Source organism: Bradyrhizobium sp. (genome assembly GCF_030654605.1).
Classification (GTDB): Bacteria; Pseudomonadota; Alphaproteobacteria; order Rhizobiales; family Xanthobacteraceae; genus Bradyrhizobium.
The window spans coordinates 15,542-31,874 of record NZ_JAURXB010000234.1 but is presented as its reverse complement, the minus strand read 5'-3'; the positions used below and the strand labels follow the sequence as shown (position 1 = coordinate 31,874).

The window sequence follows — 16,333 nt, the reverse complement described above, 5'->3', positions numbered from 1 at the left end:
GTGGAATGGACCAGAATGCTGAAAAGAGCCGACGGAAGCGATCAGGCGACGACCGTGCCGCAGCGCGTCGCGCCGCTCGACCGCGCGCGAACGCTGATCACGCTGTTGGTGCTGCTGCACCATTCCGTCGTCAACTACACCCATTTCGGCAGCGGCGACAAAATGCGCTGGCTCGGCTTCGACCTGGTCGTGCTGTTCAACGACAGCTTCTTCATGGCCTTCATGTTCTTCATTTCCGGACTGTTCGTTCGGGATAGCCTGGCGCGAAAGGGATCGGCGCAGTTCCTGCGCGACCGCGCCTGGCGGCTCGGGGTGCCGTTCCTGCTGTCGATCTTCGTGCTGATGCCGGTCGCCTATTATCCGACCTTCCTGCGCTATCATCTGCCCGGCACCACCGATTTCAATTTTCTGCATTTCTGGTGGCACACGATCACTATCGGGCCCTGGCCTTCGGGGCCGGCCTGGTTTTTGTGGGTGCTGCTGGCGCTGGACGCCATGGCCGCCGCGGTCTGGCTCGCGATGCCGCGCGCCATCGCGACGCTGGGCCAACTCGTGTTTGCCATGCGCAATCGGCCGGTGGCGGCCTTCGTGGCGTTTCTGGTCTTTTCGATCGCGGTCTACCTGCCGTTGCGCCTGATGTTCGGCGACGGCAGCTGGCTCGAGCCGTGGGGCTACCCGCTCCCGATCCAGACCAGCCGCATTCTGCTCTACACCGGATATTTCTTCGCCGGCATCGGCGTCGGCGCGGTTGGCCTGCGGGCCGGCCTGCTCGCGGAAGACGGCGAACTGGCGAAACGCTGGTCACTCTGGCTCGGCTGGGCGCTGCTGTTCTATGCCGCGATTCTGTTTCTGGTCTATGTCAAGCATCACTGGATCGATCTCGACAGACCGCCGCCGGTGTTTCAAATCAGCTACGGCCTCGCCTTTGCGCTGTTCAGCGCCGCGATGGTGTTCGCCGTGCCGGCGATCCTTCTGCGCTTCGCCAAATCCGGCTGGGGCCTGCTCGATGCGCTGCGGCCGTCGGCCTATGGCATCTTCCTCCTGCATTATATCTTCACGATCTGGCTGCAATACGTCGTCTACGATCATTCCTGGCCGGCCCTCGTCAAGTCTGCGATCGTGTTCACCGGCACGCTGTCGCTGAGCTGGGCGCTGACGGTGGCGTTGCGAAAGATTCCCGTCGTGGCGAGAATGATCTGAGCTATCGTCGTGCCTCCAGGATACCAACGGGCTCTATGCACCGGCCAGGACACCGCCCGAGATCATTGACCGCCTCAACATATCCGCGGCGAAAGCGCTGCAGTCCGACATCTTCCGGCGATTGAGCGTGAACGAGGGCCTCGTCATGGTCGGCGGCCCGCCGCAGCAGCTCGACCGCTATTTCCGCGCCGAGCAGGAGCGCTGGCGCAAGGTGATCGAGGCTGTGGGGATCAGGATCGAATAGGCATTCCAATACGTCTCTGGTCCATTAATAGTACACAAAGGCTCGTTGTGTTCTGTTTATAGCGCGTCGCTTGACTTTCTCGATTTTTGGTTCATAAACAGAGCGCGAAGACCTGATATGCTCGATTTATAGATCAAAGAGCCTAAGATGGCCAAACGAACGCGTCCATATTCCCGATACAGTCGCGATGCCGCGGTGTTGTTGGGACAACTGATCCGGCTGGCGCGAATCGATCGCAAGTTGACCCACGAACAACTCGCCGAGCGAGCCCACGTGTCGCGCGGACTTGTACATCGCATCGAGAATGGCGATCCGGGTTGCGCGATCGGCGCCGTGTTCGAAGTCGCCGCCATCGTTGGCGTGCGCTTGTTCGATGCCGGTCAATCTACCCTTGCGACGGGCATCGCCGCCAACACGGCAACGCTGGCGCTGCTGCCGCAGGCCATTCGCACATCGACCAAGCCGGTCAACGATGACTTCTGAATCGCGCTATCAGGACGCCTATGTCTGGATATGGCTGCCGAGAGAACTCGTGCCGGTGGTCGCGGGCGTCCTGACCAGGGCCGATGGTCTACTCGTCTTCAACTATGGGCGCAGTTATCTCGCCCGCTCGAATGCCATCCCGATTTACGAACCGGAGCTGCCGCTCAAGGCGGGTGCTTTGCCGCTACTGGCGGGCCTGTCGATGCCGAACTGCATCCGTGATGCGGCACCCGACGCCTGGGGACGGCGCGTCATCATCAATCGCAAGCTCGGTCGCGGAGGCCGGCAGGTCGACACCGCCGAACTCGACGAGTTGACCTATCTGCTGGAATCCGGCTCTGACCGCAGCGGCGCGCTCGACTTCCAGCTTTCGCCCTCCATTTATCTGCCGCGCCTCCCGACGGCGGCATCGCTCGAAGACCTTCTGCAAGCAGTTTACAAGGTCGAGCAGGGCGCGCCGCTCGATCCGGACCTCGATCAGGCGCTGCTTCACGGAAGCTCGATTGGCGGCGCCCGACCCAAGGCTTTGATCACCGCGGACGATCGGAAATACATCGCGAAATTCTCGTCACGCAACGATGTCTACAGCGTGGTCAAGGCGGAATTCATCGCGATGCGGCTGGCGGCATTGGTGGGAATTGCGGCTGCCGCTGTCCGGTTGGTGCGCGCGCTCGACAAGGATGTGTTGCTGATCGAGCGCTTCGACCGGGACAGGACGGAAGCCGGTTGGCGCCGTATTCCCATGGTTTCGGCGCTCACGCTGTTCGGCCTGGACGAGTTGATGGCCCGCTACGCCAGTTACGAAGATCTCGCTGCGATCGTGCGTCATCGCTTCGATGAGCCCACGAAAACGCTGCATGAGTTGTTCGCGCGGCTCGTATTCAACGTACTGTGCGGCAACACCGACGATCACGCACGCAATCATGCTGCGTTTTGGGACGGGCGCAGCCTGCGCCTGACGCCCGCCTATGATGTCTGTCCACAGCAGCGGGCCGGTAACGAGGCGACGCAGGCCATGCTCGTGGTCGGCGACAATCGCTTCAGCAAGATTTCCGTTTGTCTTGATGCCGCGCCCGCGTTTTTGTTGTCACCCGATGCGGCGGTCGCCATCGTGGTGCATCAGGTCGGCGTCATCCGCGATCTGTGGGAGAAAGTCTGTGACGAGGCTTCATTAAGCGTGATTGATCGACGGTTGTTCTGGCGGCGTCAGTTTCTTAACCCATTTGCATTCGAAGGCGCGCCACCAGCTATTTCGTCGCTGCTCGGCTGACAAGCCGTTCGAGCATAAGCGGGCTGTGGCTTACGCCAAAAGGCCTTCCCGCGCTTCCGCGACGAATTTGTTGCGCAGCGTGCCGATGCCGGTGAGTTCGATCTCGACGACGTCGCCGGCTTTCAGGTCGGGCGAGGCGCCGTCGGTGCCCATCCAGATCACATCGCCCGGCCACAGCGTAAAATACCTAGTCAGCTCGACGATGAACGGCACGATGCCAAAGATCATGTCGTTGGTGCGGAAGCGGCCGGTTTCCCTGCCGTTGACCTTGATGATGGTTTCCATCCTGTCGAGGTCGACATCGGTTTCGATCCACGGCCCCATCGGCTTGAAGGTGTCCGCATTCTTCGACCGCCACAGCCCGCGATCGGCCTTCTGCCAGCTGCGCTCGCTGACGTCGTTGCCGATGGTATAGCCGAACACGCAGGACATCGCGTCCGTTTCGGAGAGATGCTTTGCCTTCTTGCCGATCACCACGACCAGTTCGCCCTCATAGTGAATTTTCTCGGTGGCGGTCGCCGGGATTACCACGTCTTCGTCATGCGCGATCAGCGCGTTCTGGGCGCGATAGCCGATCTCGGGCCTGTCAGGGACGTTCGGAACCGTGCCGGCCTTGTCGGCGGCTTCCTTGAGATGCTTGAGGTAATTGAGGCCGACACAATAGAAGGTGCGCGGCATCAGCGGCAGTTCGATCTTGACGTCCTTCAGCGCGTGCGATTGCGTCGTCTTCTGCCACTCGCCAAAGGGATCGCCGGCAACCGTCAAGACCTTGTCGCCCTCGACCACGCCCCAGGAGGTTTTCCCTGCGGCGGTGAATTTCAGCCAGCGCATCGCTTGATTCCTCTTGTTTACTCTGCCGCGACGCGCGGCTGGGTCTTCCATGCGCCGGCGGCCGGGCGCTTCAAGCCGAGATTTTCGCGCAACGTCTTGCCGGCATAATCCTTGTGGAACAGGCCGCGGCGTTGCAGTTCCGGCACGACGTGTTTGACGACGTCGGCGTAGGAGCCCGGCACGATGGTTGCCGCAATGACAAACCCGTCGCAGCCTCGCTCGACGAACATTTCTTCCAGCCTGTCGGCGACCTCCTTCGGCCCGCCGACGATGGCATCGTGGACCTGGCCGCGCCCGGAAAAGGTGACGAAGTCGCGCGCGCTCGGATTGCTCTTGCCCGACGTCTTCAGCACGCCGTCGCGGATGCCGAGGATACCCTGCATGCCCTGCAGTTCTTGCGTAGTCAGGGGCTCGTCGAGCGGCTTGGAAGCAAAGTCGTGGTTCAGCGCCTCCGCCAGCAGCGACAGCGCGTCGATCTCCAGCGGCAGCTTGTTGATCAAGGCCATCTTGTCCTCGGCCTCCGCTTTGGTGGCGCCGCAGACGGGCGTGGTGAGATTACAGAGAAACATCTGGTCGGGATCGCGCCCCGCCTTGGCGGCCTCGTTCTTGACGGCGGCGTAACCTTCCCTGGCCGCGGTGACGTTGCGCGCGGCGGTAAAGATCACCTCGCCCCATCGTCCGGCAAAGCGCTGGCCGCGTCCGGAGGCGCCGGCCTGAATGACGACCGGATGGCCTTGGGCCGAGCGCGGCACGGTGAAGGGCCCGCGCGACTTGAAGAATTCTCCCTTGTGGTCGAGCCGTTTCACCTTGGCCGGGTCGGCAAAGCGGCCGCTCTTCTTGTCCATGATGAGCGAGCCGTCTTCCCAGGCGTCCCAGTGACCGAGCACCACTTCCATGAATTCGTCCGCCCGGTCGTAGCGGTAATCGTGTTCGAGATGGGCGTCCTTGCCCATGTTCTGCGCCTCGCCGTCGTTCAGCGAGGTGACGACGTTCCAGGCCGCCCGCCCGCCCGACATCAGGTCGAGGGTCGCAAAACGCCGCGCGACGTCGAACGGCTCGAAATAGGTGGTCGAAGCGGTCGCGCCGAGCCCGAGCCTTTCGGTGGCCATGCCCATGCAGGTCAGCACGACCAGCGGATCCATCTTCACGCAGCGGATGCCGTATTCGACGGTGTGGGCGTGATCGTTGCCGTAGCGGTCCGGCATCGCCAGCCGGTCGTCGAAAAACGCCATATGAAATCTGCCGGATTCCAGGATCCGGCCAATCTCCTGGTAATAATCCGCCGACATCGAATCGTCGCGCGATTCCGGGTGGCGCCACGAGCTCGGCAGGTTGGTGCAGTTCTGCGCCTGCAGGAATCCGACCATTACCATCTGCCGTGTCATGCTGCTCTCCAAGGGCTTGATCTACAAGTGCCGGCCAAATTGAAAATCATGCCAGATCGAGCTCGGCGGCCAGTCTGTAGTCGCCCGCCAGCGCGCGCAATTTTTCCCAGGTTGCGTCCTCGATTTCGATGCCGGCGGCCTTGCGCTGCTGCTCCCGGATATACTCGACCTCGCCGGGATAGAATACGCCGGTGGAGCCTTCGGACGGCGGCGTCGCCTTGAGATAGCGCGCGAACTCGCCGACCTCCTTCTTGAAGTCCTTCAGGGGACGGAACGCCGCGACGTTGAACACCGCCATGAAGCATCCGTCATTATGCCGCCCGGTGGGCTCGACCCCGAAGCCGAGGCCGGTGAGCAGGCCGCACAGCACCTCGATCATCGCCGCGAGGCCGGAGCCCTTGTAGCCCTCGCTGCCGCCGAGCGGCAGCAAAGCGCCGCCCTTGCGATATTGTGTGGGATCGGTGGTATGGCGGCCCTCGCTGTCGACGATCCAGCCGGTCGGGATTTCCTCGCCGCGGGAAACCGCCAGCGCAATCTTTCCGGCCGCGACCGCCGAGGTCGCCATATCCAGATAGAATGGCGCCTCGAGATCCGAGGGTACCGCGATCGAGATGGGATTGGTGCCGAGCCGCGCCTCACGGCCGCCGAACGGCGCCACGATTTTCGGCGACCTGCCGGAATCGGCGGTGGCGATGCCGATCATGCCTTCGCGCATCGCCATCATGGGATAGGCCGCGAGCCGGCCGACATGGCTCTGGCGGAACACGGTGCAGGCGGCGACGTTGGCGGTTTTCGCCTTTTCGATGGTCAGGGCCATCGCCTTGGCGTTGACGTGAAATCCGAACCCCCAATGGCCGTCGATCACGGTCGTGGTCGGCGATTCCTGCACGATGGTCCACTCCGCGCCAGGCACGATATGCCCGGCCTTGATGCGGTCGATATAAGTCGGGATCGCGATGATCCCATGCGAATCGTGGCCGGCGAGGTTGGCATTGACGCAGCCGACCGCCACCGCGTCCGCTTCTTCGTCCGACGCGCCGGCGGCCTTGAGCAACGCGGCACCGATGCGCGTGAGACGGTCGGCCTGGACGATCGGCATTGGGGGGCCTCTTTGGAGCCCGCGCGGAAGGCGGATCTTGCTTGTTGTCGCAAGCCGCATGGTTTCAAAGCGATCGCGTGATGGCAATGGCCCGGACCACATTCTTGCGAAGACCAATTCCGGGCAGCGAAAATTGGGTGCCAGGATTTAGGTCCCAGGATTGTTGGGTGCAGTGCAGCGCAAATGCTATGGCGCTGCTCGACGGTCTGTGTGCTCCCGCAGGCCGGCTCACGCCCCTGCGGAACAGTAGTTCTTCCGAGTTTTCCCCTTATTGTTGGTTCGGCGTTTACCCTGAATCGGAACTTATCGCGTTTCATAACGGCCACTTAGCGCTCGCGCCGCATAACTCCCAAGGTGGGCCGAATGTAGCTCCCGGGGAGTGGATCTTGGAGACGAGTATCGCGCGTACCTTTGCGGCGTTGAGTGCAACCAACGAAGCAATTCTATATGCAAAATCACCCGAGGAACTCTACCGCCAGGTCTGCGAAGCCGCCTTTTCCAGCGGGGACTTCCTCGCGACGGCAGTTTTCTTGCTGGAGCCGGGGACCAATATGCTGCGGTTCGCCGCAGGCTTTGGCGACGACGTCAAGCGGCTGTGCGCGATCGATATTTCGATCGCTGCCGATATCCCCGAGGGCCTCGGGGTCTGCGGACAGGCCTTCCGCGAGCGGAAGATCAGCATTTGCAATGACTACCTGAACGACGCGCGTTCGCTGGCGTGGCGTGCAGGGGCGACCGAGGCGCATATTGGAGCGGTGGCGGCGCTGCCGCTGAACCGCAGCGGCCGCAGCGTCGGCGTGCTGCTCGTTACCTTGCGCGAAGTGGGATCGCTCAACGAGCCGATCATCTCGCTGCTCGATCGGATGTCCGCGAACATCTCCTATGCGCTGGACAATTTCGATCATGAGGCCGCGCGCAAGGACAGCGAGCGCGCCATGCGACGGCTCAACCGGATGTTCGGCGCCATCAGCGCGACCAACGAGGCCATTCTTCGCGCCAGGGACGAGCAGGAACTCTATCGGCTGGTCTGCGATGCCGCGGTTTATGGCGGAAAGTCTACCGCCGCGGCAGTGCTGCTGGCGGAGCCGGATTCGATCTGGCTGAAGCCAGTCGCGGGGACCGGCGAGGTCGTCGACCAGATCACGCGAACGCGCTTTTCGATCGATCCGGATAATGTTTACGGCAAAGGCATTTGCGGTAACGCGTTTCGAACGCAGAAGGCTTGCATCAACCCCGACATCCTCAACTCGGCGCAGGCGCAGCCGTGGCACGAATTGGGACGCGAAGTCGGCGTCATGGCGGGGGTTGCGCTGCCGATCGTCAAGGCCGGCAGGAGCGTCGGTGTATTGCTGTTCTTCATCAGCAAAACCTGGGCCGAGGACGAGGAAATCATCGCGCTGATGGCGCGCATTGCGGAGAACGTTTCGGTCGCCATCGATAATCTCGATCGCGCATCCGAGAAGGCCAGGACCGAGGCCCAAAGGGGGCGCCTGGCGCGGATGCTCGCGGCGCTGAGCGCGACCAACGAAGCGATTATGCGGGCGAAATCGCGCGGCGAACTGTTCGATCTGGTCTGCGAGGCGTCGGTGCGTGGCGCAAAATTCAGTTCCACCGCCATTGCGCTTGCCGAACCCGGCTCCGAATTCCTTCGCATCGTCGCCGCCAGGGGACCGAATGCCCACGAGATGAAGGACCTGCAAATCGCGGTCACGGACAACCTGCCGCAGGGCCGCGGCCTGGTCGGGTCCGCCATCCGGACCCGGCAACCCTGCATCAGCAACGACTTTCAGGCCGATGAACGAACGGCATTGTGGCACGACAAGGCGCGCCGCAGCGGCATGCGATCGTCGGCGGCGCTGCCGCTGCTCGATGGCGACCGCGTCACCGGCGTGCTGATGTTCAATTCCCTGGAGCTCGAGACGTTCACGCCGGAGTTCGTCGACCTGCTGCAGCGGCTGGCGGAGAACGTCGCTTTCGCGCTGGTCAACTTCGATCATGCCGACGAGACGGCGAAAGCGCAGAAGCAGAAAGAGCGCCTGACCGGGATGTTCGAGGCGCTCAGCGCCACCAACGAAGCGATCATGCGGGTCAAGACGCGGGCGGAGCTGTTCGATCTGGTGTGCAACGCCGCGGTTCTCGGTGGAATGTTCACCTCCGCAACCATTGCTCTTGCGGATCCCGGCGACGAATTCCTGAGAGTTGCCGCCACCAAAGGTGTGGACTACGAGCGTATGCAAGCCAAGAGTCTCGCGGTATCGGCAGATCGACCCGAAGGTCGAGGGTTGACCGGAACGTCATTCCGTACCCGGCGACCTTGCATCATCAACGATTTTCTCGCCGATGAGCGGACGGCGCACTTCCATCAACAGGCCAGGGAAGATGGGACACAGTCCGGGGCGAGCTTTCCCTTGCTGCAGGAGGGGGGCCGGGCGGTCGGCGTATTGCTGTTCATTTCCCGGGACCGGGACGCATTCACGGCAGATCTGGTGGAATTGCTGGCGAGACTCGCCGAAAACGTTTCGTTTGCGCTCGACAATTTCGATCGGGCGGAAGAAAAGGCGAGGGCGGAGGAACAAAAGGAACGGCTGACGCGGATGTTCGCCGCGCTCAGCGAGACCAACGAAGCGATCATGCGGGCCAAGACCCGCGAAGAAATGTTCGAGCTGGTCTGCGCGGCCGCTGTGCTCGGGGGCAAATTCACCTCGACGACGATCGTGCTGGCGGAGCCGGGCGATGAATTCCTGCGGATTGCCGCCTCGAAGGGACAGAACCATGAACGTGTCAGGAGCACTCGCTTCGCCACCTCTGCCGGGCATCCGGAAGGTCGCGGACTGACCGGAACGGCGTTCCGGACGAAAGCGCCCTGCATCATGAATGATTTTCTGACCAATGAGCGGACCGCGCATTGGCATGCCCTCGCGAAGGGGGGCGGAACGCGGTCGGGCGCCGGTTTTCCCCTGCTGAAGAAGGACGGCGTCGCCGCTGGCGTGTTGCTGTTTCTCGCCGGCGAGGAAGATGTGTTCACCGATGATCTGGTGGAACTGCTCGCGAGGCTGGCCGAGAATATTTCCTTCGCCATCGATAACTTCGACCGGGCCGACGAGAAAACCAGGGCAGACGAACGGATCGAATATCTCGCATCGCACGACAGCCTGACCAGGCTGCCCAATCGGGAGATGTTCAACGAGCTGCTTCGTCACGCGATCGAGGCCGCGTGCCGTTACGATCGCCGATTTGCCGTGTTGTTCATCGATCTCGACAGGTTCAAGCTGATTAACGATTCGCTGGGCCACGACGCCGGCGATATGCTGCTGGTGGAAATCGCCAACCGGCTGCGTGGCGCCTTGCGTTCGAGCGACGTCGTGGCGCGGCTCGGTGGCGATGAATTTGTCGTCATCCTGGAGGAAACGGCTGAACGCGCTGACGTCGAGCGCATCGCCGGCGACCTGCTCACCGTGCTCAGCCAGCCCCTGCAATTGAGCGGTCACGAGTGCCACGCCACGGCCAGTATCGGCATCGCCATTTACCCTTCGGACGGCGGCGACGTGCAGACGCTGACCAAGAATGCCGACATGGCGATGTACCTCGCCAAGGACGACGGCAAGAACGGCTTCCGCTTCTTCACCAGCGAGATCAAGACCCAGTCGATCGAGCGCCTGACGCTGGAAACCGCGTTGCGCCGCGCTCTCGAACGCGATCAGTTCGCGCTGCATTACCAGCCGAAGGTGGACATGGGGACCGGCCAGATCACCGGGGTCGAGGCGCTGCTGCGCTGGACCCATCCGGAACTCGGCGTGCTGTCACCGCTGCAATTCATTCCGCTGGCCGAGGAAACCGGGCTGATCGTTCCGATCGGCCGCTGGGTGCTGAGGGAAGCCTGCGCGCAGAACATGGCCTGGCAGCGCCGCGGATTGCGGCCGGTTTCGATGGCGGTCAATCTCTCGCCGCGGCAATTCGTTGACGAGCATCTGTTGCAGGATATCGACGAGGCGCTGGCGTCAAGCGGCATGTCTCCGGTGCTGCTGCAACTCGAGGTCACCGAAAGCATGGTGATGCGGAACGTGGCGCGAGCAGTCAAGGTGCTGGACGCGATCCAGAGCCGCGGCATTCGGCTGGCGATCGACGATTTCGGGACCGGCTATTCGTCAATGTCGCTGATGAAGCAGTTTCCGATCGACACCATCAAGATAGATCGCTCCTTTGTTCGCGATCTGCCGAACGATTCGGAGGATCAGGCCATCGCCCAGGCGATCATCAGCATGGGCAAGGCGCTGGGGATGACCGTCATTGCCGAGGGCGTGGAGACGGTCGAACAGCAGGCGTTCCTGCGCAGTCACGCCTGCGATGAAATGCAGGGCTATCTGTTCAGTAAACCGCTGCCGCCGGCGCAGCTGGCCAGCCTGCTGCGGTCCGCCCCAATGCTGGTCTCGCCGCCGCTGCAGCCCGCGGCCGGCGACCTTACGGCGAGACCCGGTCGGCGGTCGAAGCCGGGAAGGAACTCGGCGCGGTTGTCGCGCTGACAGGGCTCTCGCTGCGATTGGAATCTGCGGGCCTGCGCGGAAAATTGCCGGGCCACGGCAGCGAGCTCTGGCCGGCGAGGGATTTGAGAAAAACTCCCGCGCCCTCGGCGTAAGTGGCACCCTCAGCCAATTCCAGCTTGGCGCACCATTCGACGGGCAGCGGGGCCTGCCAGCCCAGCACCTCGAAGGCCGGCCCCCACCACCACGCCGGCGCCGGCGACCGCTCGTGTTCGGGGACCTCGCGCCACCGCACGAATTCATCCACGATGCGTTCGAATGACAGGTTGGCGGCGCGATGCACGGTTCCTCCGATCACTGTTGCCCGTGTTGCCAATGCGCGGTCACGTCGGCGCCGGACTTGTTCAGATGAACGTGCTGGTCGATATGATCGACCCACGAGACCGGAATGAAATGATGGTGCTGTCCATCAGGCGAGCTCTGCCTGGTCAGCTTGATCTTGTCGGAGCCTTCGAGATGGTCGACCTTGCCGACCGTCTTCCTGTCCGACGAAATGACGTCCATGTGCTCTCTGATCTGCGAAGTGTCGGCCATGCCCCGTCTCCTGCCATGAATGAAGAGTCGAAACGCGCCACCTTGCGAAAAGTTGCTTCGGCTGGTCCCGGGCGTCCGCTGCCTGCGCTGACTAGTCGGTCTTGACGGCGAAGCCGGTGCATTCCGGAACCGGCGGGCCGTTGATGCCGACGCTGATGCAGCCGTCTTTCATCTCCGCAATGCTGGTGGCGAGAGGGACGAACCTTTTGTTGCCGTGGTCCTGAAGTGCCTTGATGCCTTTTTTCAGCCCTTCATCCAGTGCTCCTGCCGGGCGATCGACGGAATGCATGCGTATGGAAACCGGATTTCTGGCCCCCAGTGCTTCCAGATAGATCGAAAACGCAAAGACCGGCTCATAGGCCCAGGACCAGGGTTCGTAGCTTTCGAGGATCACCGGTCGCCCCGGCGAGTTCCTGGCCGCCGTGACGACGGACTGCAACTCGCGAAAGAACGTGTCGGTTCTCTGAATATTGCGAAACGTCGCTCTCGGCAGGCTCCATGGCCGAAACTGGCCGGCCGCCTTCGGTATCAGGAGATAACCCGACAGGATCACGGCGCCGACCACAGCCCAGGTGGACCAGGGCGGAAAATGCGGCCGCGTCATGTAGGCGACGTAGCACGACAGCAGGCAGTAGTTGACCGGCACAAACAACGCACCCGGAAAATCATATCGCATGTTGAGGGGAAGTTCGCTGCGATAGGCGACGCATTGGGAGACATACATGGCGACAAGGAAGACAAACACGGCGGCCGCCACCAAAGACGCCGTCGTCCAGCGCCGAAGGGTTTGCCCCCTGGAACGTTCGAGCAAGGCGAGCGCCAATCCCGCCGCCAGATACACCGGTCCCCAATACGATATCGCGTGCAACAGGCTCGATCTTGCGATCGTGATCAGTGACGAAAGCTCGATCGGCTTGGCATAATAGTCAACGCCGCCGGAGACCTTCTGTTGCACCATGAACATGATAGCCCCGGTAACGCCGCAGACGATTGCGACCAGCAAGCCGGCGAGCGGCAGCGACAGCCGCCACCACGCGCAGGCGATCGCCAGCAGCGCGACGCTCAATCCCGCAAACGGCGCAAAGGTTTCCTTGACGCCCACCAGAATGACCGTCGCGACGGTGATGGCAATGGCGCCGATGCCCCGAACCCGCGCGCTCTGGCCCGCGAAGACGCCATAGGCTCCCAGCAGCAGAATTCCGAGCGCACCGCTGCCATAGGCTTCCGATGGGCCGAGTCTGGCCCATACGTCGGCCCAGAACGGCATGGACAGCATCGGAACCAGCAGGATTGCGGCGGGCCAGACTCCGACAAACCGGCTGGTGATCCACCAGATCGATGCAATGAATACCGTGAATTCGAGGGTGCGGAAAAAATACCAGAGGTGGACGTTGGTGCCCCAGGTCGCCATCTCGAGCGCCTTGAGGAAATAATAGGCGGGACGATACCGTCCCCCGGGCACTCCCACTTCGGTCTTGGTGAGAAGGGTGTTCCAGATTTCACTGAACGGGAGATCCTTCCCCGCCCGGAGCCATTCGAATGGCTCCCAGTCGTCCACCAATCCCCAGTTCGCGTAGAAGATCTGGTTTCCCGTCAGCGCAAACGCAATCAGGAAGGACAGGCCGAGGATAATGCCAAACACCGCCCATTTGTTCGTCGGCAGACCATGGCGGCCGGACTCGTGAAATCTTCCCGCGAGGTCAACCACGGGCTGCGCCTTTTCGGCTCCAGCCGGGCAGCGCCGATCGACTGTTCCCGGCGCGGCACGCTTTCATTGCCCGGAACTGCGTTCGACGGAGTCGATGATGAACAGCGGTCGGTTCTTGGTGCTCAGATAGATGCGCCCGACATACTCACCGATCACGCTGAGCGTTACCAACTGGAAGAAAGAGACCACGATTACCGAAATCATGATGCTGGTCCATCCCGGCACCACTTCCAGATAGAGCCACGCATAGATCGAATACACCGCGACGCCGATCAGCGCCAGCAACAGGACGAGGGCGGCAATGGAAGACAGCCGAAGCAGCACCATGGAGTAGCCGAGAAACGCGTCGGTCGCGAAGTGAATCATCTTGGCCAGCGGATATTTGGTCGATCCGGCAAAGCGTCGCTGCCGGTCGTAGGGAAACGCGACCTGCTTGAAACCGACCGAGGCGACCATTCCCCGGATGAAGCGGTCGCGCTCGGGCATCTGCGCGATGATATCGGCGATCCGTCTCGACATCAGCCTGAAATCCCCGGCATCGACCGGAATCGACACGTCCGTCGATCGCTCGAGAATTCGGTAGAACAGTTTGGCTGCGAATGTCTTGAACCAGGTTTCCCCGGCGCGCGTCCGTCGTTGCCCGTAGACGACGTCGGCCCCGCTTTCCTTCATCTTCCCGAGCATATCGTTCAGCAGTTCCGGCGGATCCTGCAAATCGGCATCGATGACAAAAACGACTTTGCCTCGAACAGCAGACAGCCCTGCCGTCAACGCGATCTGATGCCCGTAATTTCGGGAGAGCTTGATGGCGACGATATTGCGATGGCCGGCAATCTGGGATGTAATCACGTCCCAGGTGCGGTCGCTCGAACCGTCGTCGACCAGGATCAATTCAAAGCTGTCGCCGACCGCCGATGACGCGCTTTCGCAGCAGCGTCGAACCAGTTCGGCCAGGCCGGGTTCCTCATTGAAGCAGGGAACGACGATGGACAGCCCCAACATGTCTGTTTGCTGCTGCGGCGTACCGTCTCGCATGGCGGGTCTGAATACCGGCTGGTGTGAAATCTCGGGTGGATCTTGTAACACCCGCACCCAACTTCGGCAAAATCAAAATTCAACTGCATGTCGACCAAATCCTGGCAGTTGCGTTTCCGAAACACAATGGCGTTTGCAATCTGATGTCACGTGGACCTGTCCGCGATGTCCTGGCATGTGATAGAAGCTTGGAATAGCCGCCAGGATAGTGGACAGAGCATGACTGTTTTGAAGGACCCGGCTGTTGCTGCGGGGACGGAATTCACCACCGAGGAGTACGACGAAACCTATCCGCCGGGATATGAGCTGCACTATTGGCATCGTGCCCGCAGCAGCGTGTTGATGGATCGTGTCCGGACCGCTTGCAAGACGGGGGACACGGTTCTGGAAATTGGCGCGGGACGCGGCCATTACGTCCGTGTCCTGCGAGCCGCCGGGTTCGACGCCTATGGCTGCGATCTCGGCCGACCCCGCGTCCACGAGGATGTGCGTGCCTTCTTTTTTGCGGGCACGGACTTCGCGGATCTGGACCCGGATCTGCGGCGGCGGGTGACCGCGGTTCTCCTGCTCGACGTGTTGGAGCATATCGAGCGTCCGGCGGAATTCATTGCGTCGGTATTTCAGGCGCTACCGGCGCTTGCCGTGCTGATCATTGCGGTGCCGGCGCGGCAGGAAATCTGGTCGAACTATGATGAACATTTTCGCCACTTCCTTCGCTATGATATTCAAAAGTTTCGCGAGCTGGCGCGGTCGTCCCACCTGTCGATCGAATCGTGGAGTTACTTCTTTCATGCGCTCTACGTTCCGGCGTGGATCCTGAAGCAGCTGGGGTTGAAACGCAGGACGACGTTCGTGGCGCCGGCTACGCCATGGCTGCACCGGTTTCTCGGCTGGGCGTTCTGGCTGGAAAGCCGCCTGTTGCCGAAAGGTATCTACGGGACGTCGCTGCTGTGCGTGTGCCGGCCGGAATCCCGCAAGCTTAGCTAGCCTGTAAAGCTCACGCGCGGGATTGAACCGTCTTCAGCGGATGGGCCTTGCGGTGCCACGCCCATGCGGTCCGGATGATGGTGGCCAGATCCGAATGCGCGGTACGGAATTTCAGGGTTTCGCGCGCCGCGGTGGGGTCGGCGACCAGATAGGTCGGATCGCCTGCCCGTCGCGGTTTTACCAGGTGGGGCACGGCGCGACCAGTTTCGGCCTCGATGGCGCGGAGGATCTCACGCACTGAAAAGCCGGTGCCGGTGCCGAGATTGAAGGCGCCGCCGCGATGCCCCTGCAGCAGCAGCTGCAGCGCCAGCACATGGGCGGCGGCCAGATCGGTGACGTGGATATAGTCGCGGATCGCGGTGCCGTCGGGGGTGTCGTAATCGTCGCCGAACACGGCGAAATCGGGCACGTGGCCCTGCAGCGCCATCATGGCGCGCGGAATGAGATGGGTTTCATTGTCGCGCAACTCGCCGATATCGCCTGTTGCGTCGGCGCCGCTGGCGTTGAAATAGCGCAACGCGAACGAACCAAATCCATAGGCATCGCGATAGTCCGACAGCACGCGCTCGATCATCCATTTCGAGGCCCCGTAGGGATTGATCGGCGCGCAGGCGTAACTCTCGGGCAGGGCCTTGCTGTCGGCGTTGCCGTAGACCGCGCCGGTCGAGGAGAATACCAGGCGATGGCAGCCGGCCTCGCGCATCGCTTCCAGCAGCGACAGCGTGCCGGCAAGGTTGTTGACGTAGTATTTCTGCGGATCGACGACGGACTCGCCGACCAGGCTGGATGCCGCGAAGTGCATCACCGCGACGATCTCGTGCTCCGCGAATGCGCGCGCCAGCGCGGTCTTGTCGGCGAGATCGCCGGTCACCAGCGGTCCGGTGACGAAACGACGGTGGCCGGTGGAGAAATTGTCGAAAACCACGGGCTGATAGCCGGCCGCCGTCAGGGCCCTGCAGCAATGCGAGCCGATGTAGCCGGCGCCGCCGGTCACCAGGACGGCCGGAGCGTCGCTCATC

General features: G+C 62.2%; 13 protein-coding genes and 1 pseudogene. 6 read left to right on the top strand and 8 right to left on the bottom strand.

Translation table 11 applies throughout. From position 1 onward, the window contains the following. The first annotated feature begins 15 nt into the window (after nucleotides 1-15). The 4 genes and pseudogenes from Q7U29_RS20945 to Q7U29_RS20930 all read left to right on the top strand — a co-directional run bounded on the left by Q7U29_RS20945 (nucleotide 16) and on the right by Q7U29_RS20930 (nucleotide 3,197). Complete coding sequence (locus Q7U29_RS20945; protein WP_304744445.1) at nucleotides 16-1,200, top strand: acyltransferase; 1,185 nt, start codon at nucleotides 16-18, stop codon at nucleotides 1,198-1,200. A gap of 37 nt (nucleotides 1,201-1,237) precedes the next feature. Then, nucleotides 1,238-1,444 (top strand): annotated as a pseudogene (locus Q7U29_RS20940) (tripartite tricarboxylate transporter substrate-binding protein); the annotation flags it as partial. A 147-nt stretch (nucleotides 1,445-1,591) separates the two neighbouring features. After that, on the top strand, nucleotides 1,592-1,927 hold the full coding sequence (locus Q7U29_RS20935) for a helix-turn-helix transcriptional regulator (protein WP_304744444.1): 336 nt from the start codon (nucleotides 1,592-1,594) through the stop codon (nucleotides 1,925-1,927). Beyond that, nucleotides 1,917-3,197: a type II toxin-antitoxin system HipA family toxin gene (locus tag Q7U29_RS20930; protein WP_304744443.1), complete on the top strand. Its 1,281-nt coding sequence runs from the start codon at nucleotides 1,917-1,919 to the stop codon at nucleotides 3,195-3,197. The genes Q7U29_RS20935 and Q7U29_RS20930 overlap by 11 nt, the downstream gene beginning before the upstream one ends. A gap of 30 nt (nucleotides 3,198-3,227) precedes the next feature. Here the strand turns inward: Q7U29_RS20930 and Q7U29_RS20925 are convergent, their stop codons facing one another. The 3 genes from Q7U29_RS20925 to Q7U29_RS20915 are packed head-to-tail and all read right to left on the bottom strand — an operon-like array spanning nucleotide 3,228 to nucleotide 6,512. Continuing rightward, a complete protein-coding gene (locus tag Q7U29_RS20925; protein ID WP_304744442.1) occupies nucleotides 3,228-4,028 on the bottom strand; it encodes a fumarylacetoacetate hydrolase family protein in 801 nt (266 codons plus the stop codon). 17 nt (nucleotides 4,029-4,045) lie between these two features. Continuing rightward, entirely contained in the window at nucleotides 4,046-5,413 is a 1,368-nt protein-coding gene (locus tag Q7U29_RS20920; RefSeq protein WP_304744441.1) for an LLM class flavin-dependent oxidoreductase, read from the bottom strand. A 46-nt stretch (nucleotides 5,414-5,459) separates the two neighbouring features. Further along, on the bottom strand, nucleotides 5,460-6,512 hold the full coding sequence (locus Q7U29_RS20915) for an Ldh family oxidoreductase (RefSeq protein WP_304744440.1): 1,053 nt from the start codon (nucleotides 6,510-6,512) through the stop codon (nucleotides 5,460-5,462). A 386-nt stretch (nucleotides 6,513-6,898) separates the two neighbouring features. Here Q7U29_RS20915 and Q7U29_RS20910 point away from each other — a divergent pair, with 386 nt between their 5' ends. Next, nucleotides 6,899-11,032 (top strand): GAF domain-containing protein, encoded by a 4,134-nt coding sequence (locus tag Q7U29_RS20910; RefSeq protein ID WP_304744439.1) that lies wholly within the window; start codon nucleotides 6,899-6,901, stop codon nucleotides 11,030-11,032. Here Q7U29_RS20910 and Q7U29_RS20905 read toward each other — a convergent pair. From Q7U29_RS20905 to Q7U29_RS20890, 4 genes are all read right to left on the bottom strand, one after another. Further along, nucleotides 10,971-11,333: a hypothetical protein gene (locus Q7U29_RS20905; protein ID WP_304744438.1), complete on the bottom strand. Its 363-nt coding sequence runs from the start codon at nucleotides 11,331-11,333 to the stop codon at nucleotides 10,971-10,973. The genes Q7U29_RS20910 and Q7U29_RS20905 overlap by 62 nt on opposite strands. Before the next feature lie 11 nt (nucleotides 11,334-11,344). After that, nucleotides 11,345-11,584: a DUF2171 domain-containing protein gene (locus tag Q7U29_RS20900; protein ID WP_304744437.1), complete on the bottom strand. Its 240-nt coding sequence runs from the start codon at nucleotides 11,582-11,584 to the stop codon at nucleotides 11,345-11,347. A 91-nt stretch (nucleotides 11,585-11,675) separates the two neighbouring features. Next, entirely contained in the window at nucleotides 11,676-13,292 is a 1,617-nt protein-coding gene (locus Q7U29_RS20895) for a hypothetical protein (RefSeq protein WP_304744436.1), read from the bottom strand. 63 nt (nucleotides 13,293-13,355) lie between these two features. Next, nucleotides 13,356-14,294: a glycosyltransferase family 2 protein gene (locus tag Q7U29_RS20890; RefSeq protein ID WP_304744435.1), complete on the bottom strand. Its 939-nt coding sequence runs from the start codon at nucleotides 14,292-14,294 to the stop codon at nucleotides 13,356-13,358. A gap of 252 nt (nucleotides 14,295-14,546) precedes the next feature. On the opposite strand from Q7U29_RS20890, the gene Q7U29_RS20885 reads away from it, so the two are divergent. Next, the gene (locus Q7U29_RS20885; protein WP_304744434.1) at nucleotides 14,547-15,314 is read left to right on the top strand and encodes a bifunctional 2-polyprenyl-6-hydroxyphenol methylase/3-demethylubiquinol 3-O-methyltransferase UbiG; all 768 of its coding nucleotides are present in this window, start codon (nucleotides 14,547-14,549) and stop codon (nucleotides 15,312-15,314) included. 10 nt (nucleotides 15,315-15,324) lie between these two features. Here Q7U29_RS20885 and galE read toward each other — a convergent pair whose 3' ends face one another. Beyond that, a complete protein-coding gene (galE, locus tag Q7U29_RS20880; RefSeq protein WP_304744433.1) occupies nucleotides 15,325-16,332 on the bottom strand; it encodes a UDP-glucose 4-epimerase GalE in 1,008 nt (335 codons plus the stop codon). Between the last annotated feature and the right edge of the window lies 1 nt (nucleotide 16,333).